Here is a 19881-nt window from a genome sequence, read left to right as displayed (position 1 = left end):
TCCGCCACAGGGGGCGCGGCGGCAGCACAGCCGGCCTACCCGGCACCGGGGACCTTTTCGGTCCAGACTCGGAGCGGGGTGCCGGCCGAGGCCGCAGTGGTGGGTGCGACCACGGCCAGCCCGTCCTGGTCGGTGCGCACCACGGCGGTGCCCACAGCGCCGAGCAGGTCGAGCAGCGATCGGGTGGGATGCCCGTAGCCGTTGTCGGCGCCCACCGAGACCAGCCCGACGCTCGCCCGAAGCTCCGCGTAGAGGGCGGCGCTCTGGTCGCCGGAGCCGTGGTGGGCGACCTTGACCACGTCGACGGGTCCGATCGGACCGGCCGCGAGCAGTGCAGCCTGGGCCTCCTCATCGAGGTCGCCGAGGAACACCGAGCGGATCCCCCGGCCCTCGAACAGGACCGTCACGCTGCCGGCGTTGCCGGTCGCCAGCTCGTCCGCGCCCCGGATCGGCCACAGCACCCGCCAGGCCAGGCCGCCGAGGGTGCCGTGCTCCCCCCGTGCGGTCTCCGTGACCGTGGCGCCACCCTGGCTCAGCCGCTGCTGCAGCCGGGAGTCCTGCCCGTTCTCGGGCGGACCGACCAGGGCGGTGTCCACCCTGCCGACCACGGCGTCGAGTCCGCCGACGTGATCCAGGTCGTAGTGGGTGAGCACGAGCAGGTCCACCCGGTCCACCCCGAGCGCGGCCAGGCATCCGGTGAGCAGCGCCGGGTCGGGCCCCACATCGACGAGCGCGACCTGCTCGCCGTCACGTACGACCACGGCGTCGCCCTGGCCGATGTCGCAGGCGGCGATCTGCCAGTTCGCGGGGAAGACCGCGGCCCGGCCGAGGCCGGTGCCGACCATGGCGCCCACGGCGCAGCCGGCCGCGAGGCAGAGCAGGGCGCCGCTGCCGACCCGCAGCATTGCCTGGCGTCGGCCCGGCCGGCGGGCCGACACCAGCACGAGGATGGCGGCGGTGCAGGCCACAGTGAGGACGATTCCGACCGCCCCGCCCAGCCAGGGCAGGCTGCTTCCCGGCAGGGCCGCCGTGGTTCCGGCCACAGCGGCGATCCAGGTCGCCGGCAACCAGGCCAGCCACACCAGCGGTGTCGCCAGGCCGGGCAGCACGGGAAGCAGCAGGCACGCGGCGAGGCCGGCGATGGTGGCGACGGGCGCGGCCGGCGCGGCGAGCAGGTTGGCGGGCACCCCGTAGGCGGGCAGGGTCGGGCTGAGGAGCACGAGCACCGGCTGGCAGGCCAGCTGCGCGGCGAGCGGGATCGCCAGCATCGCCGCGACGGGTGCGGGCAGCCAGCGCCGGAGCCGGCGGGCCAGGGGCACCGTGAGCACCAGCAGGCCCAGGGTGGCCAGCACGGAGAGGACGAAGCCGTAGTTACGGCTCAGCCACGGGTCGGTCACCAGCAGGCACAGGGCCGCAAGCGCCAGCGCCGGGAGTCCACGCCCCGGCCGGCCCAGCGACCCGGCCACCAGCACGATGGTGGCCATCGCGGCGGCGCGCACCACGCTGGGCTCCGGCGTCACCAGGACGACGAAGCCGGCCAGCACCACGAACCCGGCACCGACCCGCCACCGCCGGCCCAGGCCGCAGGCCGCCGCGACCCCCAGCGCCAGGGCGAGCACGATCGCGCAGTTGGCGCCGGACACCGCGGTCAGGTGGCTCAGCGAACTCGTTTTCATCGCGGCGTCGAGGTCGTCGGTCACCGCGGTGGTGTCCCCGATCGCGAGGCCGGGCAGGAGGCCGGCGCCGGCGCCGGGCAGCTCTCCGGCGGCGGCGGCGAAGCCGGCGCGCAACCGGTTGGCCCAGTCCAGCCAGGTGGGTGCCGGACGGACCTGCTCGGCCGGATCGCGAGCGAAGAACAGCGCCGTCGCCGCATCGCCCGGTTCGGTCGACACGAGAGTCCCGCTCAGCCGGATCTCGTCGCCGATCGCCGGCGGGCCCTCCGGGGCTGCGACGAAGACCACGATGGGCACGGACAACCCACGGACATCCTGCCTCGTCGCTGTCGAGCGGCCGGCTGGGCTTTCCAAGGCGCCAAGGGTGGCCCGGAAGCGCACCTGTGCTCCACCAGCGAAGGCCACCCCGGTGCGGGGCACCGGTGCCGAGGTGACCGTGACGAGGGCGGTGATCCCGGCCGGTCCATCCAGCACGGCGCGCACGGCCGCCGGCAGCCGGAGCGGGGCCTGGACCGCTACTGACGACCCCGCCAGTGCGGCCGCCGCGCAACACACAGCCAGCGTCCCCAGCACCGGTCCCGGGCGGCGCCCGGAGCGGCGCGGCAGCACGGCACCGCAGAGAAGGGCCGCGGCACCGGCCCAGAGCGCACCGGCAGCGACCATCGCGGCCGACGGGACCGCCACCAGCACGAGGGCGGCCGCCCAGCAGGCCACGGCCGGCCACACCAGGCGGAAGTCCGGGCCCGACCGAACATTCGCGAACCCGGCGGCGCTCACCCGCACCCGGTCACACCGCGATCAGGTCTTTGAGCGCGGCAAACGTCTTCTCGCCGATCCCGGTGACGTTCCGCAGGTCGTCGATGCTGGCGAACCTCCCCTCGGCGGCTCGGTAATCCAGGATGCGCTGCGCCATCGCCGGTCCGATGCGCGGGAGCGTGTCGAGGTCGGCAATGGTCGCGGTGTTCAGGTTCACCTTGGCCGTCACCTCGGCCCCGGCTCCCCCGGCCGCCGTCTCGGGACCGCCGGCGGCGCCCGCTGTGCCGGCCGGCGGTGCCGTCACCACCTCGCCCTGGGCCGGGACGTAGAACTGTTCGCCGTCCGTCACCAGCCTGGCCAGGTTGACACCGGACTGATCCGCCGTGGGCAGCAGCCCGCCGGCCGCGGCCACGACGTCGACCACCCTGGCGCCGTCGGCTACCTCGAACAGCCCCGGATGCGCCACCGCGCCGAGGACATGCACGAAGATGATCGGTGCCTCACCCGTGTTATCGGGCGGGGCAGCGGACGCGTCGGAGGACGACGCGGTCGGCACGGCCGTGCCTGACCCGTCACCCCCTGGCGCTGCAGCGGTGTTCCCGGCGACCTCCACGCTGTGGCCGACCTGGCCGACCGCGGTCACCGCCACGGCGACCCCGAGAGCGGCGAGGAGCAGCACGACCGCGGCGCCGACGCCGATGCGCATCCGGCTTCGGCCGGCGGACCGGCCGTGCGGCGACACGGACGTGGCGCGGGACGACGGGTCGAGGCTGCTGTACGGGTCGAAAACCATGCCGGCAGGCTATGCGCCGTTGGGCCGGGCATCGGTCCCGACGCCGGAAGCTGTGCGGAAACGCCGCCGGCCCCGCCTGTGGAGGCGGGGCCGGCGGACGCGTTCGGGGCCGATCCGGCCCGGGCGGGCCGCTACGCGGCGGGCTTGGTGACGATGCTCACCATGCGCGGCGCCCGGACGATCACCTTGATGATCTCCCGGTCGCCGATCGACCGGATCGCAGCGGCCGACGCGCGGGCGAGGGCCTCCAGGTCGTCGGTGGTGATCTTCGGGGAGACCTCGAGGCGGTCGCGCACCTTGCCGTCGACCTGCACCACGGCGGTCACCGATTCGGCCACGAGCAGGCTGCGGTCGGGCTTCCGCCAGAGCGCGAGTGCCACGCACGGCTCATAGCCCAGGCGCTCCCACATGTCCTCGGCCGTGTACGGGGAGAACAGGTTCAGCGCCATCGCCGTGACCTCGGCGGCTTCGCGCACGGCTGCGTCGGCCGGGCCGGCGCCGGTGTCGATCACCTTGCGGGTGGCGTTGACGAGTTCCATCATGCGCGCCACGACGACGTTGAACTTGAACGACTCGATCAGCGACGGGGCGTCGGCGAGGAAGCGGTGGGTTACGCGGCGAAGGGCCACGTCTCCGGTCTTCCACTCCACGTCGGGGGCGCTGGTCACGTCACGGGCGACCCGCCAGGCGCGGGCGAGGAACTTCGCCGAACCGACCGGGGACACGTCGGCCCAGTCGATGTCGTCTTCCGGCGGGCCGGCGAACGCCATGGTGAGGCGAACGGCGTCGACGCCGTACTTGTCGACCTCTTCCGTGAAGTAGACCAGGTTGCCCTTGCTCTTGCTCATCTTGGCGCCGTCGAGGATGACCATTCCCTGGTTGAGGAGCGCGGTGAACGGTTCGGTGAAGGTGACGAAGCCCAGGTCGAAGAGCACCTTGGTGATGAAGCGGGCGTAGAGCAGGTGCAGGATGGCATGTTCGACGCCGCCGACGTACTGGTCGACGGGCGCCCACTTGTCGGCTTCCTTCGGGTCGAACGCCTTGGTGTCGTCGGTGGGGTTCAGGAAGCGCAGGAAGTACCAGGAGCTGTCCACGAAGGTGTCCATGGTGTCGGCGTCGCGCTTGGCCGGGGTGCCGTCGATCGGGTTGGTCACGTTCACCCAGTCGGTGGCCCCGCCCAGCGGCGAAGTGCCCTTGGGCTTGAGGTCCAGGCCGTCGGTCGGCGGCAGCAGCACGGGCAGCTGGTCCTCCGGGACGGGGATCTCAGTGCCGTCCTCGCCGTGGATGATCGGGATGGGGGTGCCCCAGTAGCGCTGGCGGGAGATCAGCCAGTCGCGCAGCCGGTAGTTCTTGGTGGCGCGGCCGGTGCCGTCGGCAACGAGCTGTTCGATCATCCGCTTGATCGCGTTGCTCTTGGTGAGCCCGTTGAGGGCGCCGGAGTTCACCAGCCGGCCTTCACCGGCCAGGGCGGTGCCGGACTGTGCGGGGTCGAGCGCGTCGGTGTCGAGGGCTGGCAGCTCCTCCGAGCCGTCCAGCATCCCGGGGGTGATCACCGGGATGACCCCGGTGACCGGCGCGGTGGTGTCGACGACGACGCGCACCGGCAGGTCGAAGCGCAGGGCGAAGTCGAGGTCGCGCTGGTCGTGGGCGGGGACCGCCATCACGGCGCCGTGGCCGTAGTCGGCCAGCACGTAGTCTGCGGCCCAGATGGGCAGGCGCTCCCCGTTGGCCGGGTTGATGGCGTAGCGCTCGAGGAAGACGCCGGTCTTCTCCCGGTCGGTGGCCTGGCGCTCGATCTCGGTGCTGTTCTGCACCTTGACCAGGTAGGCGGCGAAGTTCTCGCGAACCTCCGGGGAGGCGTCGGCGACGAGTTCGGCGGCGAGGTCGGCGTCGGGGGCGACGACCATGAAGGTGGCGCCGAACAGGGTGTCCGGGCGGGTGGTGAACACGCTGACGGGTGCCTCACGGCCCTCGATGACGAAGTCGACGTCGGCGCCGATGGAGCGGCCGATCCAGTTGCGCTGCATGTTGAGCACCTTGGTGGGCCAGGTGCCCTCGAGCTGGTTGAGGTCGTCGAGCAGGCGATCGGCGTAGTCGGTGATCTTGAAGTACCACTGGGTGAGCTTCTTCTTCACCACGACGGCGCCGCTGCGCTCGCTGGTGCCGTCGGCGAGCACCTGCTCGTTGGCGAGCACGGTCTGGTCGATCGGGTCCCAGTTGACCCAGCTGTCCTTGCGGTAGGCCAGGCCCTTCTTGTACAGCTGCAGGAACAGCCACTGGTTCCACTTGTAGTACTCGGGGTCGCTGGTGTGCAGTTCGCGGGACCAGTCGAACGAGGCCGCGTAGAGCTTCATGCTCTTCTTCTGCTGCGCGATGTTGTCGTAGGTCCAGCCGCGCGGGTCGATGCCGCGCTTGATGGCGGCGTTCTCGGCGGGCAGGCCGAACGAGTCCCAGCCGATCGGGTGCAGCACGTTGAAGCCCTGCTGGCGCCAATAGCGGGCGACGATGTCGCCGAGCGCGTAGACCTCGGCGTGGCCCATGTGGAGGTCGCCGGACGGGTACGGGAACATGTCTAGCACGTACTTGCGCGGCCGCTTGTCGTCGGGGTCGCTGGTGCGGAACGGTTCGAGTTCCTCCCAGATGGGCGCCCACTTCGCCTGGATGGCGGCGAAGTCGTAGCCGTCTTCGTCCTCGGGACCGCTGGAGTTGGTGTCGTGCTCGTGTGCCACGTGGCTCTCATTCATTGTGGTGAGGTGGCGTTTCGCGCGCAACGGATTCGGCCCGGTGGCGACGCCCAAGCTCCTAGGTTACTAAACCCTGGCTGTCCGGCGGGTCCGGCGGCTCCGGGGCGTCCGTGAGGGCCCGGATCAGGGCCGCAGCCTTGATGCGGGTCTCCTCGATTTCCTCCTCGGCCACAGACAGGGCGGTGATGCCTCCGCCGGTGCCGATCGATGCTCCCGCGGGGCCGAGCACGATGCTGCGGATGACCATGGCCAGGTCGAGCGCACCGTCGTCGGCGATGTAGCCGAAAGCGCCGGCGTACACGCCGCGCTCGCCGCCCTCGAGCTCGTGCAGGATGGCCATGGCGCTGGCCTTGGGCGCCCCGGTCATGGACCCGGCGGGGAACGCTGACTCGACGGCGTCCACCGCCGTGAGACCCGCGGCGAGGCGCGCCTCGACGGTGCTGACCAGCTGGTGCACGTGCGGGTAGCTCTCCACCTGCAGCAATCCGGTGACGGCCACGGAGCCGAGCGCGGCGACACGGCCCAGGTCGTTGCGCATGAGGTCGACGATCATGAGATTTTCCGCGCGTTCCTTGTCGCTGGCGAGCAGGTCAGCGCGGAGGGCCCGGTCCCGGTCGGGGTCGCTGGAGCGCGCCCTGGTGCCCTTGATGGGCCGGGTGCGCACGCGGCCGGCCGGGCTCACCGAGAGGAATTCCTCCGGGGAGGCGCTCAGCAACGCGTACTCGCCGAACCGGAGCAGCCCGCCGTGGTGGCTCGGGCTCGAGGCGCGCAGCCGCCGGTAGACCTCGAGGGGATCGAACCGGCCGGCGACGGTGACCTCGTTGGTCAGGCAGAGCTGGTAGGCGTCGCCGGCCGCGATGCGTTCCTGGCAGCGCCCGATCAGGCGGGCGTAGTTGTCGGCGTCGTGACGCCAACGCACCCCGGGGGCGTCCGGTGGGGTGGCGGCGGGCCCGCGCGGCCGCGCGGGCGGCACGGCGGGCGGCACGGTCGGGCCGGTCCGAACGCCTGCCAGTCGACGCCTGGTGTCGGCGGCCCAGGCCTCGACGTCGGCATCGGTCTCCCCTGCACCGGGCCGCGCCAGAAGGGTCACCGTTCGCTCGGCGTGGTCGAAGGCGATGGCGCGGTCCACCCGCAAGAGGGCCGCGTCCGGCGCCTCGTCAGGAGCGGCCGGCATCCCGGGCACGATGGCAGTCTGGGTGACTTCAGGCTGGGCGACGCCAGGCTCGGCGACTCCAGGCTCGGCGAGGCCGTAGCCGAGCCAGCCGATCCAGCCGAGCCGGAAACCGACCTCGTCGGTTCCGCCGGCCGGCGTGCTGCCGGTCGGCGACGCATCCGCCTCGGCACGGAGCAGGTCGAACACGGTCCCGGTCGTCGTCACCACGGTGTCGGTCGACGCCAGCGGGCGGAACCGGGTCACCGTTCCGGCGCGGGCGGATGCCGTCACGACCCATGAGCCCTCGTACGCGCCGGCCAGGTAGCTCATCCCCGTGGTCGCCCCGGCACCGGCGTCGAGCCAGACGGAGTACCGCGACCCGGCATAGAGCTCGTCGAACGCCGCGGCGGGCTCGATCCAGTGCGGCAGCGTGAAGCGGCGAGGTGCCGGACGGCCGTGATCCTGGCGGTCGTGATCCTGGCGGTCGTGATCCTGGCGGCCGTGATCCTGGCGGTCGTGATCCGGGAAGCTGGGAGTCGGCGGCACGCGTCCAGCCTAGGGGCGTGGACGGGCCGCGGGATATCACGGTGCGGCCTAGGCTGGCGAGGTGAACGACGTACTCAACTGGATCCTGGGCGCTGTCGGCGCCGTCGACCCCGTCGTGCGGACCCTCCTCGCGGGCGTCGGCATGTTACTGGAGACCTCGATCCTGATCGGCCTGGTCGTTCCCGGCGACACCATCGTGATCGTGGCCAGCACCGCCGTCGACGGTCCGGTCGAATACTTCGCCCTGATGCTCGCGGTGATCCTCGGCGCGCTGGCCGGCGAAAGCATCGGCTTCTACCTGGGTCGCCGGTTCGGCCCGTGGATCCGCCAGAGCTGGCTCGGCCGGCGCATCGGTGAGAAGAACTGGGCGGGCGCCGAACGCTACCTCGCCCGGCGGGGCGGGATCGCCGTTTTCCTGTCCCGGTTCCTGCCGGTGCTGCACTCGGTCATCCCGCTCACCGTCGGCATGAGCACGATGCGATACCGCACCTTCCTGGCCTGGACGGTGCCGGCCTGTGTGCTCTGGACCGGGGCGTACGTCTCGGTCGGCGCCGCGGCGGCGGAGGGCTATCGCAGCATCGCCGATCAGCTGCACTTCGCCGGCTATCTCTTCGTGGCGGTGATCGCCGTGTTCGGTGTGGCCGTGGTGGTCGTCAAACGGTGGCTGAAGCACCGGGAAGCCCGGTTCATGGAGCGGGAGACCCCGCCGGAGTAGCGCGGCCCGCGCGTGGCCGCGGTGTGGTTTACGGCGGTGTGGTTTACGGCGGTGCGGTCTACGGCCGGAACCTGGTGCTGAGACCCACGCCGGCGTGGAGGGTTACCGTGCGGGTGATCAACTCGGCCGGTACGGGGGTGTGCGAGATCAGGAGCACCGCCCGGCCGGCGCTCGCCGATGCGGTGAGGATATCGCGCACCAGCTTGTCGCCCAGACCCGCGTCGACGTTCGCCGTCGGTTCGTCGACGATGAGCACCGGGAACTCGGCCAGCAGCGCACGCGCGAGCGCGATCCGCTGGGCCTGCCCACCCGACACCAGGGCGCCGCGTTCACCCACCCGGGCGTCCAGTCCGCCCCGTTGCAGCACCCAGTCGGCGAGGCCGACCCGGCCGAGCACATCGAGGAGGTCCTCGTCCGTGGCCGTGTCCCTGGCGAAGAGCAGGTTTTGCCGGATGGTGTCATCGAACAGCCACGGTCGTTGTTCACACAGGCCGACGACCCGACGGACGTCGGCGGGGGCCAGGTCCCTGGCCTCCACCCCGTTGAGGCGGTAGGAGCCGGTGTAGTCCAGGAATCGCACCAGCGTCTGCGCCAGCGTCGTCTTCCCGGCACCGCTGGCCCCGGCCAGGTGCACGCTGTCACCGGCAGCCAGGCGCAGGGTCACGCCGGCAACAGCCGGCCGTTCCGCTCCCGGCCAGCTGGCGCCGACCCCGGCCAGTTCCAGCAGCACGCCGCCGTGGTCGGGCAGGCCGGATGCGGCGTGAGCGTCGGCGGGTGCGGCCACTGACCCGGTCGTGGCAGCGGTGGACGGCTCGGCCGGGATTTCGGCGGGCACCCTTTCCGGGACCGCCGTCGCCACCCGTTCGGCGCTGGAGCGCACCTGGCGCCAGGCGCTCAGGGCCGGCGGGATCATGGCGAAGACCTCGAACACCGCCATCGGGACGAGCACGACCACGGCGAGGGCCGGTCCGTCGAACCCGCCGGCGCCGAGCGCGGGGATCGCGGCGACCAGTGCCAGCACCGTCGCGGCACCGGCGCAGAGCGAGATCACGGCCGCCTGCACACCGGTTCCGGTGGAGCGCCGCAGCGTGGCCCGGCGCAAGCGCTCGTCCACGATGGCCAGGTCGCGGAGGCGCTGGTCCAGAGCGCCGAACGCGGTGAGCACATCGAGGTTCTCAACCACTTCGAGCACCTCGTCGGCCAGGGCACCGCGCAGGGGCGCCAGGGCGCGCTCGGAGCGTGCGGACAACGCGGTGGCGGTCAGGGTGCCGACGACCCCGGCGACGACGAGGCAGGCCAACAGGGTGAGGCCGGCCGCGGGCAGCACCAGCCAGACACCGACGACGCTGAGCGTCGCGACCAGGCCCGAGGTGGCGAGGGGCTGCACGACCCGAAGGGGGAAGTCCTGCAGGTCGTCGACATCCCGCACCAGGCGGGTGAGCAGGTCGCCGCGGCGGGTCGCGGACAGGCCGGCCGGGGCGAGGGGCAGGAGCCGGGCGAAGATGCCCAGTCGCAATACGCCGAGCTGGCGGAAGGCGGCGTCATGGCTCAGGAGACGTTCGAGGTACCGGAAGGCCGATCGGAACAGCGCGAACGCGCGCACGCCGACCACGGCCATGCCCAGGAACATGATCGGCGGCATCTCCGCTGCCCGGGTGATCAGCCAGGCGGAGCAGGCCAGGAGCGCAACCGCGCTCGCGGCGCTGGCCACGCCGGCCGCGAGGCCGGGCAGGCTGCGGCGCGCGGAGGGTTGGGCGAGCCGAAGAACGGCCCGCGTGGCGGCCTCGGGCAGCCGGGTGGATGCGGGCCGCCGGGTGGATGCGGACTCAGACATGCGCGGCCTCGAACAGTTCGACCACCTTGTCGGCGGCGTGGAGGAAGGCCGGCCGGTGGCTGACCACGATGACAATACGGCCCTGTGCGGCCAGGGTGGCCAGTCCCCGGATCAGGGCGCCCTCCGCATCCGTGTCGAGCGCTGAACTGGGCTCATCGAGCACGAGCACCGGGGTGTCCAGCGCCAGGCAGCGGTAGATCGCCCGGGCGGAGGCCACCCGCTGCGCCTGTCCGCCGGAGAGTCCGGCACCGTTCACGCCGAGCTGGACGGCAGCGTCCAAGCCGCTGGCGCCGGCCAATGCCAGTGCGGTGTTGACGAGGCCGCCATCGGTGGATGGTGAGCCCAGCGAGACGTTGGCGGCGATGCTTCCGCTGAACAGGCCCGGTCGTTGTCCGGCCCAGGCCAGCCAGGTGCGGGCGTCGCCGGCCGCGACCGGCGAGCCCCCCAGCTTCAGGGCGCCGTCGAAGGGTACGAAACCCTGCAGCACGCCGACCAGGGTGGACTTGCCCACACCGCTGGGTCCGCTCAGCACGCTCAGCTGCCCGGCCGCGAAGTCCTGGCTGAAGCCGTCGATGATGGTGGACTCCCCCCGCCGGACGGTGACGGTGTCGAAGCTGAGCAGGGCCGGGCGGGCGCCGGTCCTGGCCGGCAGGGCGGCAGCTGTTGCCGGCGCCCTGGTCGGCAGCGCGTCCTCGTCCTCGAGGATGGCGAAGACCTCCTCGGCTGCCGCCAGGCCGTCGGCCGCGGCGTGGAACTGCGCCCCGACCTGGCGCAGCGGTAGGAACGCCTCCGGGGCCAGCAGCAGCACGAACAGGCCGACACCGAGCAGCAGGGAGCCGTCCACGAGGCGGATGCCGATCGACACGGCGATCAGCGCGACCGAGAGGCTGCCGGCCAGTTCGAGCACGAACCCGCTCAGGAAGGACACCCGCAGCACCTTCATGGTGCGGCCGCGGTACTCGTCGGTGAGGTCGGTCAGACGGACCGTCTGGCGGCGGTCCCTGCCGAAGATCTTGAGGGTGGCAAGTCCCCCGACGACGTCGAGGAAGCCGGCGGACAGCCGCTGCAGGGCATCCCACTGGTTACGCTGCACGACCTGGGTGGCCTGGCCGATCAGGATCATGAAGACCGGGATGATCGGCAGCACGATGATCACGGTGATGCCGCTGGGCAGGTCCTGCCACAGCATCAGGAGCACCAGGATCGGCGTGGCGATGGCGGTGAGCAGCAGCTGCGGCAGGTACCTGGCGAAGTAGTTGTCGAGCGCGTCGAGGCCGCTCGTGATGACGGTGGCGACCCTGGCGTCCTGCTGGCCGGCGAGCCAGTCCGGGCCGCGCTCGGCGAGCCGGGCCAGCACCGCGGTGCGCAGCTGGCTCTTCACGGCGGCGGCACCGCGGTTGGCGGCCACCTCGAGCAGCCACACGATCAGAGCCCGCAACACGACCACCGCGGCCAGGGCGGCCACCGTGCTGCGCAGCCGGTCGAAGGACTCGCCGTCAACGGCGAGGGTGATGCTCTGGCTGAGCAGCCAGGCGAAGGCCACGACGGTGAGGGTCTGGGCCAGGCCCAACACCGCGCCGACAAGGAGGAACCAGCGCGCGGCGGTGGCGTGCTTGAGAAGCCGTGGATCGAGGGGACGCATCCCGATCAGTGTACGGCGGCTTCGATGTGCGCCCGGCCGATCCGCTTGCGGAACACCCAGTAGGTCCAACCCTGGTAGAGCAGGATCACGGGCATCGCGATCAGCGCCGTCCAGCTCATCACCTGCAGGGTGTACGGGGTCGATGAGGCATTCTCGATGGTGAGGCTGTTGGCCACGTCATTGCTGGCCGGCATGACGTCGGGGAAGAGCGAGGCGAACAGGGTCAGCACGGCGAAACCGATGGTGACGGCCATCAGGCCGAACGCTGTGCGTTCCTTGCCGCCGAGGTTCGCCAGGTAGGCGGCGATGAGTGCCACCGCGGCGACCGCGGCGAGGATGCCGGAGGCCAGCGTGCCGTAGGCCAGAGTGGTCCAGACCAGGAAGGATGCTGCGACGACGATGGTGACGATGCCGGACCGGATGGCCAGGGCCCGGGCACGCACGCGGATCTCGCCCTCGGTCTTCGCGGAGACGAAGATCACGCCGTGGGTGAAGAAGAGCATCAGGGTGGTCAGGCCGGCCAGCAGCGCGTAGGGGTTCAGCAGGTCGAAGAAGGTGCCGATGTAGTTGAAGTTCGCATCCAGCGGCACGCCGCGGACGACGTTGCCGAAGGCCACGCCCCAGAGCAGCGCCGGCACGGCAGAGCCCACCACGATCATGGTGTCGAAGGATTTCTTCCACTTCAGCTCCGGCCGCTGGTGGCGGTACTCGAAGGACACTCCCCGGGCGATGAGCGCGAGCAGGATCAGCAGCAGGGCCAGGTAGAAGCCGCTGAACATCGTGGCGTACCACTCGGGGAAGGCCGCGAACAGCGACGCGCCGGCCACGATGACCCAGGTCTCGTTGAGGTCCCAGACCGGGCCGATGGTGTTGATGAGCACCCGCCGGTCGGTGTCGTCCTTACCGAGGAAGGGCAGGGACATGCCCACGCCGAAGTCGAAGCCGTCGAGGACGAAGTAGCCGATGAACATCGCCGCGATGATCCAGAACCACAGGGTGTTGAGTTCCATTGTGTGCTCCTAGTAGACCGTGGTGGTGTGCTTGATTTCGCCGGACACGGGGTCTGGCACCGGGGCGTCGTCCGGCCCCTTCTGGACGGCCTTGAGGATGAGGCGGAATTCCACCACGGCCAGGGCCCCGTACAGCAGGGTGAAGGCGATGAGGGAGATGAGGATCTCGAGCCCGCTCACGTTCGGCGAGACGCCGTCCGCGGTCTTCAGCAGGCCGAAGACGAGCCACGGTTGCCGGCCCATTTCGGTGAACACCCAACCAACGCTCATGGCCAGCAGCGACATCGGGAAGGACCAGATCGCGATCTTCCAGATCCAGGTCTTGGGGCTCTTGCCCTTGCGGGTCACCCAGAGACCGGCGACGGCGACGAGGATGTGTGCGATGCCGAGGCCGATCATCCAGCGGAACGACCAGTAGGTGACCCAGATGATCGGGGCATAGTCGCCGGGGCCGTAGAGCTGGGTGTACTGCTCCTGCAGGTTGTTGATGCCCTCGACAGTGCCGTCGAAGGTGTGGGTGGACAGGAACGACAGCAGGTACGGAATCCGGATCGAGAAAAGCTCGTGGACACCGTCAGGGGTGCCGAGGGTGAAGATCGAGAAGGACGCGTTGGCGCCGGTGGCGGTGTGGTACATCGCCTCGGCGGCAGCCATCTTCATCGGCTGGGCCGCGACCATGGCCAGGCTGAGCTGGTCGCCCATCAGCGTGGTGAGCGCACCGGAGATCACCATCATCCAGAGGCCGAACTTGAGCGCGGGCCGCATGGTCTCGAGGTGCTGGTTGCGCGACAGGTGCCACGCGGCGACCGAGATGATCAGGCCGGCGGACACCATGAAGCAGGCGAAGATCGTGTGCGGGAAGGCCGCGAGGGCGATCGGGTTGGTGAGCAGCTCACCGATGCTGGTGAGCTCGGCCCTGCCCTTGACCTCGTTGATCTGGTAGGCGACCGGGTTCTGCATGAACGCGTTCGCGGCGATGATGAAGTAGGCCGACGCAATGCTGCCGGCGGCGGTGAGCCAGATGGTGGCCAGGTGCAGGCCCTTGGGGAGCTTGTCCCAGCCGAAGATCCACAGGCCGATGAAGGTAGCCTCGAGGAAGAACGCGGCGATGCCCTCGAACGCCAACGGGGCGCCGAAGACGTCGCCGACGAACCGGGAGTAGTCCGACCAGTTCATGCCGAACTGGAACTCCTGCACAATGCCGGTCACGACGCCCATGGCGAAGTTGATCAGGAAGATCTTGCCGAAGAAGTGGGTGAGCTGCAGGTACTTCGCCTTGTTGGTGCGGAACCAGGCGGTCTGGAAGATCGCCACCGTGGTGACGAGGCCGATGGTGAGGGGCACGAACAGGAAGTGGTACACCGTCGTCAAGCCGAACTGCCAGCGTGACAGAAGCAACGGATCAAGCCACTCGTTCATATGCCCTCCAGGACGTGGTACTTCTACGTGTCGTAGAAGACTACTATTCTACGTTCGGTAGAAAAGCCCATTCCGCTTGATATTGTTCTTTTATGGGAAGTTTGGGTGTGCTCGAGAGAATGTTGATGGACCTGCTCTGGTCGACCGACCGCCCCTTGACGGCGAACGAATTGCGCGACGCGCTGCTCGACCCGGCGTCTTCCGGCACAAAGCCGCTCGCGACGACGACGGTGCTCACCGTGCTGTCCCGCCTGGAGAACAAGGGCTTCGTCACGCGTGACCGCGACAGCCGGCCGCACGGCTACAGCGCGGTGAGCTCCAGGGCCCAGCACACGGCCGAACTCATGCACGAGGTCCTCGGCACGACGAGCGACCGCACGGCCACCCTGGCCCGGTTCATCGGCAACGTCAGCCCGCAGGAGGCGCAGACCCTGCGCGCGCTGTTGGCGAGCACGAGTCCGTCGCCGGAATGACCACGGCGCTCCCCCGCTGCCCACGCGCCGATTCCCGGGACAGGTAACGCCGTGCTCGGCACCGCCCTGGCCCTCATGGCGCTGGCCGTCATCCTGGCGTGGCCCGTCCCCATCCTGCTTGCCGGTGCGTCCTGGCCGCCCCGCGCGCCCGGTCTGGCACTGGCGTTGTGGCAGTCGATCGCCCTGGCCGGCGGCGCATCGATGATCGGCTCGCTGCTGGTCTTCGGCTTGATCCCCTTCGGTTCCACCCCGCTGGCCGCCCTGGTCGCCCTCGCCGGCCACGTCGCGGCAGGCACCCTTCCGGCCGGCGCCACCCTCGGCGGGGTGATGGCGCTCTGCCTGGCGTTGATCCTGGCGACACACCTGCTGCTGAACCTCAGCGCCACCTTCATCCGCGCCGAGCGGCAGCGCCGCCGGCACCACACCCTGATCGGCCTGCTCAGCGACCCGCTGCCGTTCGATACCGCCGGCACCCGGGTGATCGACCATGCGGCCCCGATCGCGTATTGCCTGCCCGGCGGCACCCGTTCGGCCACCGTGCTGTCCCGGGGGCTGCTGCGGCTGCTGGATGCCGACCAGCTGCGCGGCGTCGTGGCGCACGAGCGCGCCCACCTGCGCCAGCAGCACCACGTGGTGCTGCTCGCCTTCAAGTCCTGGCACAGTGCGCTGCGTTGGTTTCCCATTGCCAACCGCGCCGAGAACGCGGTGGCCCTCCTGGTCGAGATGATGGCCGACGACCAGGCCAGGCTGGAGGTCGACGACCGCACCCTGGCCCGCGCCATCGCACTGGTGGGCACGGCCCACCTGGCGGAGGTCGCCGGAACCCAGTCACCGCGCGCGGCGGCCGGCGGGCTGGACGACGATTCCTCCGCCGACCTCGTCGGGCCGCGGGTCAGCCGTCTCCTCAACGACGTGCCCGGGCTCACTCCGGCGGCTCGCACGCTCGTCCTGGCCGCCACCGCCGCGTTGTTGCTGCTGCCGCTCGTGTTGCTGGCGACGACCTGATCGCCTCGCCGGCACAGACGAACGGCCCCGTCTGGATGACGGGGCCGTTCGGGTGCAGCAGGTGAAACGGGACGGTTAGATCAGTCCCTGTTCGGTGAGCCAGTCCGTCGCGATCGTGTCCGCGGCGGCCTCGTCGTTCACGCTCTGGGCGTTCAGGGCCACGAGGGTGTCGGCGTCCAGGGCGGCGCTGACCTCGTTGAGGATCTCGGCGGCCGAGTCGTCGACCTTGTCGGAGACGACGGGCACGACGTTGTCCGGGAAGAACAGGCCATCGGGGTCGTCGAGCGCGACGAGGTCGTTCGACGCGATGTTGGGGTCAGCGGTGTAGATGTTCGCGAGCTGGATCTTGTTGTCGACCAGCGCCTTGACCGTCAGCGGTCCGCCGCTGTCCTCCACCGGGGTGAAGCCGGCGATCTCGATGCCGTACTTCTCCTTGAGCGCGGTCGGCCCGTAGGGACGGGTCTCCAGCTCGGAGTTGCCGCCGACGGTGATCGGTTCGGTCACCGCGGTGAGCGAGGCGATGTCGGTGAGGTCGTAGGTGTCGGCGAAGGCCTGCGTGACCGTCCAGGAGTTCTGGTCGCTGGCGTCGGCGCGGTCGAGCACGCTCAGGCCGTCGGGCAGCGCGGCTTCGAGGGCGGTGTAGACCTCGTCGGCGGTTCCGCCGGCGGCGTCGGCCTCGAGGGCCTGCAGCAGGCTGCCGGTGTACTCGGGGAACACGTCGATGTCGCCGGATTCGATCTCGGGAAGGTAGGCCTCCCGCTGGCCGATGCGGAACTGGCGGTCGACGGTGAAGCCGCCGTTTTCCAGCGCCTGCGCGTAGATTTCCGCGATGATCTCGTTCGAGTAGTAGTCCTGTGATCCGACGACCAGGGTGTCGGATTCTTCGGTGCTGCTACTTCCCTCGTCCAGCGGATCGCCGGACGCACACCCTGCAAGGGCTACGACAGCCCCAACCGCGACCGCGCTGACAAGCGCGAGCCGGCCTCGTGTGATTGTGAACATGCTGTTGTCCTTCCTCAGGTACCGAAGTTTCGGTAGATATGTCACCGGGCTGCTGTGGTTCGTCCGGTGCGAAGCGTGCTGGCTGTGGGGGTGCTGAGGCGTCCGGAAACGCCCCGTGGTACGACAAACCGTTGGATCAGCGCAAAGATTCCCTCCAAGACCAATGCGAGCAGGATCACGAGTATCGATCCGCCCAGCATCTCGGCATAGTCGCGGGTTTTCAACCCCGAGAAGAGGTACCGGCCCAGGCCGATGTCGGCCACGTAGGCGGCCAGGGTGGCGGTGGCGATCACCTGCAGGGTGGCCGAGCGCAGGCCGCCGATCAGGAGGGGCAGGCCCAGGGGCACCTCGACCTTGCGGACGATCTGCAGCTCGGACATGCCCACCGCACGGGCGGCATCGATCGTGCGTCGGTCGATGGCCTCGAACCCGGTGTACGCACCGGCCAGGATCGGCGGGATGGCAAGCACCGTGAGCGCCACGTACGGGGCGACGACGCCGATGCCCACCCAGAGGGCGACCAGGGTGAGCAGGCCCAGGGTGGGGATGGCGCGCAGCCCGCCGGATGTGGTCACCGCGAGACCGCGTCCGCGGCCGGTGTGACCGATCAGGTAGCCGAGCGGGATGGCGATGGCCGAGGCGATCACGAGGGTGACCAGGGTGAAGATCAGGTGCTGGGCCAGCCGGAGCGGGATCGCGTTGAGCCCGGTCCAGTTCGCCGGGTCGAGGATCCAGTCGATGGCGTCGGCGAAGAGGTTCATGTGGCGCTCACCTCGATCGGAGTGCCGGACTTGTTCTGGGGCACCCGGCGGGTCCACGGCATCAGCACCCGGCCGGCGAGCACGAGTGCGCCGTCACAGGCCAGGGCGAGCGCCACCGTGGCGACCAGCCCGGCGATGATCTCAGCCTGGATGCCGCGCTGGAAGCCGTCGGTGAACAGGCTGCCGAGGCTCTGCACGCCGATCACAGCGCCGACGGTCACGAGGCTCACGGTGCTGACCGCCACCACCCGCATGCCGGCCAGCAGCACCGGTCCGGCCAGCGGGAGCTCCACCTGCCAGAACCGGGACCAGGTGGAGTAGCCAACCGCCGACGCCGACTGGCGCACATCGGCGTCCACCGAATCGAGGCCGTCGGCCACCACTCGCACCATCAGGGCGACGCCATACAGGGTGAGCGCGATGATCACGTTCAGCGGCGATCGCAACCCGGTGCCGATCACGGCGGGCAGCACGAAGAACAACGGCAGCGACGGGACGGCGTAGAGCAGGCCGGCGCCGGTCAGGATGATGCCCCGGCTGACCTTGTAGCGGCGGGCCAGCCAGCCCAGCGGCACGGCGATGACGAAGCAGAGCAGGATGGGCGGCAGGCTCAGCACGATGTGGTCGAGCGTGCGGGCCCAGATCAGGCCCAGGTTGGCCAGCGCCCAGGTCATCGGGCGCCCTCTGGGCCGGCCGCGGCTGCGGCCCGGCCGTCGCGGTTCAACACGCCGGCCAGGCGGCCGTCGCTGTCGACCACGACGTCCTCGTCGCCGTGACGCTCGACGTGGAGGGAGCGCCGGCCGCGGTCGGCACCGACGAAACTGGCCACGAAGTCGTCGGCGGGGTTCGCCAGGAGTTCGGCGGGTGAGCCGACCTGGGCGACCTTGCCGCCCTCACGCAGGATGACGATCTGGTCGCCGAGGAGGAACGCCTCCTCGATGTCGTGGGTGACGAAGACGACGGTCTTGTCGAGCTCCTGCTGCAGGCGCACCAGCTCCTGCTGCAACTCGGCCCGCACGATGGGGTCGACGGCCCCGAACGGTTCGTCCATCAGCAGGATGTTCGGGTTGACGGCCAGTCCGCGGGCCACGCCGACGCGCTGCTGCTGGCCGCCGGAGAGCTGGCTCGGGTACCGGTCGGCGAGGCTGCGGTCCAGGCCCACGGTGTCCAGCATCGTGAGGGCATCCTGCCGAGCCTGGCGCTTGGGCGTGCCGCGCAAGAGCGGCACGGTGGCGACGTTGTCGACGACGGTGCGGTGCGGCAGGAGTCCGGAGTTCTGCATGACGTAGCCGATGCCGCGGCGCAGCTTCACCGGGGGCAGGGTGGCGATGTCTTCGCCGTCGATCTCGACCGTGCCGCTGGTCGGATCGACCATGCGGTTGATCATGCGCAGCAGGGTGGTCTTGCCCGACCCGGACGAGCCGACCAGCACCGTGGTCTTATGCGAGGGCAGCACGAGGCTGAAGTCCTCAACGGCCAGGGTGCCGTCGGGGAATCGTTTGCTGACGGAACGGAACTCGATCATGGCTGGCTCAATCCTCGATGCGGGCGCTGCACCCGCTCACCCGGGGTCGGCGAGTGCGGATGACCAGCCAATCATTCTTCGGAGCCAGAACCAAAGCGGATTGCCGCTTGTGTGTTGAAAAATGTCTAGTCGGCGTCCGGGCCGTAGTAGCCGATGAGGTAGTCGTGCATGATGCGACGGCACTCGGCGATGAAACGCTCGTCGCCCTGGCTGTTCCAGGTGAAGGCGCGCGACAGCAGCGAGTCGGCCATCTCGACCGCGACCTCGAGGCGGAAGATCAGGTCCGGCCCGCCGTCGAGTCCGTATTCCTCGGACAGGACGGCGGCGATCTGGTTGGCGAAGAAACCGGAGTCCAACTGGTCGGGAGTGCTGGACTGGGCACGTTCCCGGTCGGCGAAGTGCAGGATCCGGAAGCCGGGCTCGGCGCGGTACAGGTCGACGAACGCGGTGATGCCGCAGTCGACGGCCTCCCACCAGGTTTCGGGCTTGGCGGTCTTGAGGTTGTCGGCGACGCGCTGGCGGAAGCGCAGAACGGCCCGCTCGCGCAGTCCTTCGAGCACGGCGACCCGGTCCGGGTAGTACCGGTAGACGGTGCCGATGGATGCGCCGGCACGTTCGGCCACCATGGCGGTGGTGATCCGGTCGAAGCCGACCTCGTCGACGACCGCTGCGGCCGCATCGAGCAACGCGCTCAAGCGGGCGGCACTGCGCTGCTGAATGGGTTCGGTGCGAACCTGCCGGCCTTGAGCGAGCGAGTCTTCACCGAATAGGTCGATCAGCGCCACGTGTCCTCCTTGAATATAAGTCACAATCTTACGGGCCCGCGCAAG

16 protein-coding genes are annotated in these 19881 nt (G+C 70.2%); 3 read left to right on the top strand and 13 right to left on the bottom strand.

Annotation, left to right across the window (positions count from 1 at the left end; all coding sequences use genetic code 11):
* Positions 1–35: 35 nt before the first annotated feature.
* From ACU5E9_RS02065 to ACU5E9_RS02050, 4 genes are all read right to left on the bottom strand, one after another.
* Positions 36–2450: a ComEC/Rec2 family competence protein gene (locus ACU5E9_RS02065; RefSeq protein ID WP_456811993.1), complete on the bottom strand. Its 2415-nt coding sequence runs from the start codon at positions 2448–2450 to the stop codon at positions 36–38.
* A gap of 10 nt (positions 2451–2460) precedes the next feature.
* Entirely contained in the window at positions 2461–3222 is a 762-nt protein-coding gene (locus tag ACU5E9_RS02060) for a ComEA family DNA-binding protein (RefSeq protein ID WP_456811992.1), read from the bottom strand.
* 131 nt (positions 3223–3353) lie between these two features.
* Positions 3354–5951: a leucine--tRNA ligase gene (leuS, locus tag ACU5E9_RS02055; protein WP_456811991.1), complete on the bottom strand. Its 2598-nt coding sequence runs from the start codon at positions 5949–5951 to the stop codon at positions 3354–3356.
* A gap of 73 nt (positions 5952–6024) precedes the next feature.
* Positions 6025–7665, bottom strand: coding sequence for an anthranilate synthase component I family protein (locus ACU5E9_RS02050; RefSeq protein ID WP_456811990.1), 1641 nt, complete (start codon positions 7663–7665; stop codon positions 6025–6027).
* Positions 7666–7726: 61 nt separating this feature from the next.
* On the opposite strand from ACU5E9_RS02050, the gene ACU5E9_RS02045 reads away from it, so the two are divergent.
* On the top strand, positions 7727–8380 hold the full coding sequence (locus tag ACU5E9_RS02045; RefSeq protein ID WP_456811989.1) for a DedA family protein: 654 nt from the start codon (positions 7727–7729) through the stop codon (positions 8378–8380).
* A 58-nt stretch (positions 8381–8438) separates the two neighbouring features.
* Here the strand turns inward: ACU5E9_RS02045 and cydC are convergent, their stop codons facing one another.
* From cydC to ACU5E9_RS02025, 4 genes are read right to left on the bottom strand one after another with little or no spacing between them, the layout of a single operon-like run.
* Positions 8439–10214: a thiol reductant ABC exporter subunit CydC gene (gene cydC, locus ACU5E9_RS02040; protein WP_456811988.1), complete on the bottom strand. Its 1776-nt coding sequence runs from the start codon at positions 10212–10214 to the stop codon at positions 8439–8441.
* On the bottom strand, positions 10207–11856 hold the full coding sequence (gene cydD / locus ACU5E9_RS02035; RefSeq protein ID WP_456811987.1) for a thiol reductant ABC exporter subunit CydD: 1650 nt from the start codon (positions 11854–11856) through the stop codon (positions 10207–10209). The genes cydC and cydD overlap by 8 nt, the downstream gene beginning before the upstream one ends.
* 5 nt (positions 11857–11861) lie before the next feature.
* Positions 11862–12866 (bottom strand): cytochrome d ubiquinol oxidase subunit II, encoded by a 1005-nt coding sequence (gene cydB, locus ACU5E9_RS02030; protein WP_456811986.1) that lies wholly within the window; start codon positions 12864–12866, stop codon positions 11862–11864.
* A gap of 9 nt (positions 12867–12875) precedes the next feature.
* Positions 12876–14285 carry a cytochrome ubiquinol oxidase subunit I gene (locus tag ACU5E9_RS02025; protein WP_456811985.1) on the bottom strand — a complete coding sequence of 470 codons (1410 nt, stop codon included), beginning with the start codon at positions 14283–14285 and terminating at the stop codon, positions 12876–12878.
* A gap of 92 nt (positions 14286–14377) precedes the next feature.
* Here ACU5E9_RS02025 and ACU5E9_RS02020 point away from each other — a divergent pair, with 92 nt between their 5' ends.
* Both ACU5E9_RS02020 and ACU5E9_RS02015 read left to right on the top strand, forming a co-directional pair.
* Positions 14378–14758, top strand: coding sequence for a BlaI/MecI/CopY family transcriptional regulator (locus ACU5E9_RS02020; protein WP_456811984.1), 381 nt, complete (start codon positions 14378–14380; stop codon positions 14756–14758).
* A gap of 51 nt (positions 14759–14809) precedes the next feature.
* The gene (locus ACU5E9_RS02015; RefSeq protein WP_456811983.1) at positions 14810–15763 is read left to right on the top strand and encodes a M56 family metallopeptidase; all 954 of its coding nucleotides are present in this window, start codon (positions 14810–14812) and stop codon (positions 15761–15763) included.
* Between the two features lie 75 nt (positions 15764–15838).
* Here the strand turns inward: ACU5E9_RS02015 and ACU5E9_RS02010 are convergent, their stop codons facing one another.
* From ACU5E9_RS02010 to ACU5E9_RS01990, 5 genes are all read right to left on the bottom strand, one after another.
* Positions 15839–16765, bottom strand: a complete 927-nt coding sequence (locus tag ACU5E9_RS02010; RefSeq protein WP_456811982.1) for an ABC transporter substrate-binding protein — start codon at positions 16763–16765, stop codon at positions 15839–15841.
* A gap of 41 nt (positions 16766–16806) precedes the next feature.
* Complete coding sequence (locus ACU5E9_RS02005; protein ID WP_456811981.1) at positions 16807–17526, bottom strand: ABC transporter permease; 720 nt, start codon at positions 17524–17526, stop codon at positions 16807–16809.
* Entirely contained in the window at positions 17523–18200 is a 678-nt protein-coding gene (locus tag ACU5E9_RS02000; RefSeq protein ID WP_456811980.1) for an ABC transporter permease, read from the bottom strand. The genes ACU5E9_RS02005 and ACU5E9_RS02000 overlap by 4 nt, the downstream gene beginning before the upstream one ends.
* Entirely contained in the window at positions 18197–19051 is an 855-nt protein-coding gene (locus ACU5E9_RS01995; RefSeq protein WP_456811979.1) for an ABC transporter ATP-binding protein, read from the bottom strand. The genes ACU5E9_RS02000 and ACU5E9_RS01995 overlap by 4 nt, the downstream gene beginning before the upstream one ends.
* A gap of 125 nt (positions 19052–19176) precedes the next feature.
* Positions 19177–19836: a TetR/AcrR family transcriptional regulator gene (locus tag ACU5E9_RS01990; RefSeq protein ID WP_456811978.1), complete on the bottom strand. Its 660-nt coding sequence runs from the start codon at positions 19834–19836 to the stop codon at positions 19177–19179.
* Between the last annotated feature and the right edge of the window lie 45 nt (positions 19837–19881).

The organism is Cryobacterium sp. AP23 (assembly GCF_054075385.1).
The sequence above is the reverse complement of the archived record's forward strand: the minus strand, read 5'-3'. Positions and strand labels throughout refer to the sequence as shown.

Bases quoted from the DNA above. Each gene is read 5' to 3' on its own strand.
- ACU5E9_RS01995 (WP_456811979.1), bottom strand. From the start codon at position 19,051: ATGATCGAGTTCCGTTCCGTCAGCAAACGATTCCCCGACGGCACCCTG.
- ACU5E9_RS02020 (WP_456811984.1), top strand. From the start codon at position 14,378: ATGGGAAGTTTGGGTGTGCTCGAGAGAATGTTGATGGACCTGCTCTGG.
- ACU5E9_RS02025 (WP_456811985.1), bottom strand. From the start codon at position 14,285: ATGAACGAGTGGCTTGATCCGTTGCTTCTGTCACGCTGGCAGTTCGGC.
- ACU5E9_RS02000 (WP_456811980.1), bottom strand. From the start codon at position 18,200: ATGACCTGGGCGCTGGCCAACCTGGGCCTGATCTGGGCCCGCACGCTC.
- ACU5E9_RS02005 (WP_456811981.1), bottom strand. From the start codon at position 17,526: ATGAACCTCTTCGCCGACGCCATCGACTGGATCCTCGACCCGGCGAAC.
- cydC (WP_456811988.1), bottom strand. From the start codon at position 10,214: ATGTCTGAGTCCGCATCCACCCGGCGGCCCGCATCCACCCGGCTGCCC.
- cydB (WP_456811986.1), bottom strand. From the start codon at position 12,866: ATGGAACTCAACACCCTGTGGTTCTGGATCATCGCGGCGATGTTCATC.
- cydD (WP_456811987.1), bottom strand. From the start codon at position 11,856: ATGCGTCCCCTCGATCCACGGCTTCTCAAGCACGCCACCGCCGCGCGC.
- ACU5E9_RS02060 (WP_456811992.1), bottom strand. From the start codon at position 3,222: ATGGTTTTCGACCCGTACAGCAGCCTCGACCCGTCGTCCCGCGCCACG.
- ACU5E9_RS02010 (WP_456811982.1), bottom strand. From the start codon at position 16,765: ATGTTCACAATCACACGAGGCCGGCTCGCGCTTGTCAGCGCGGTCGCG.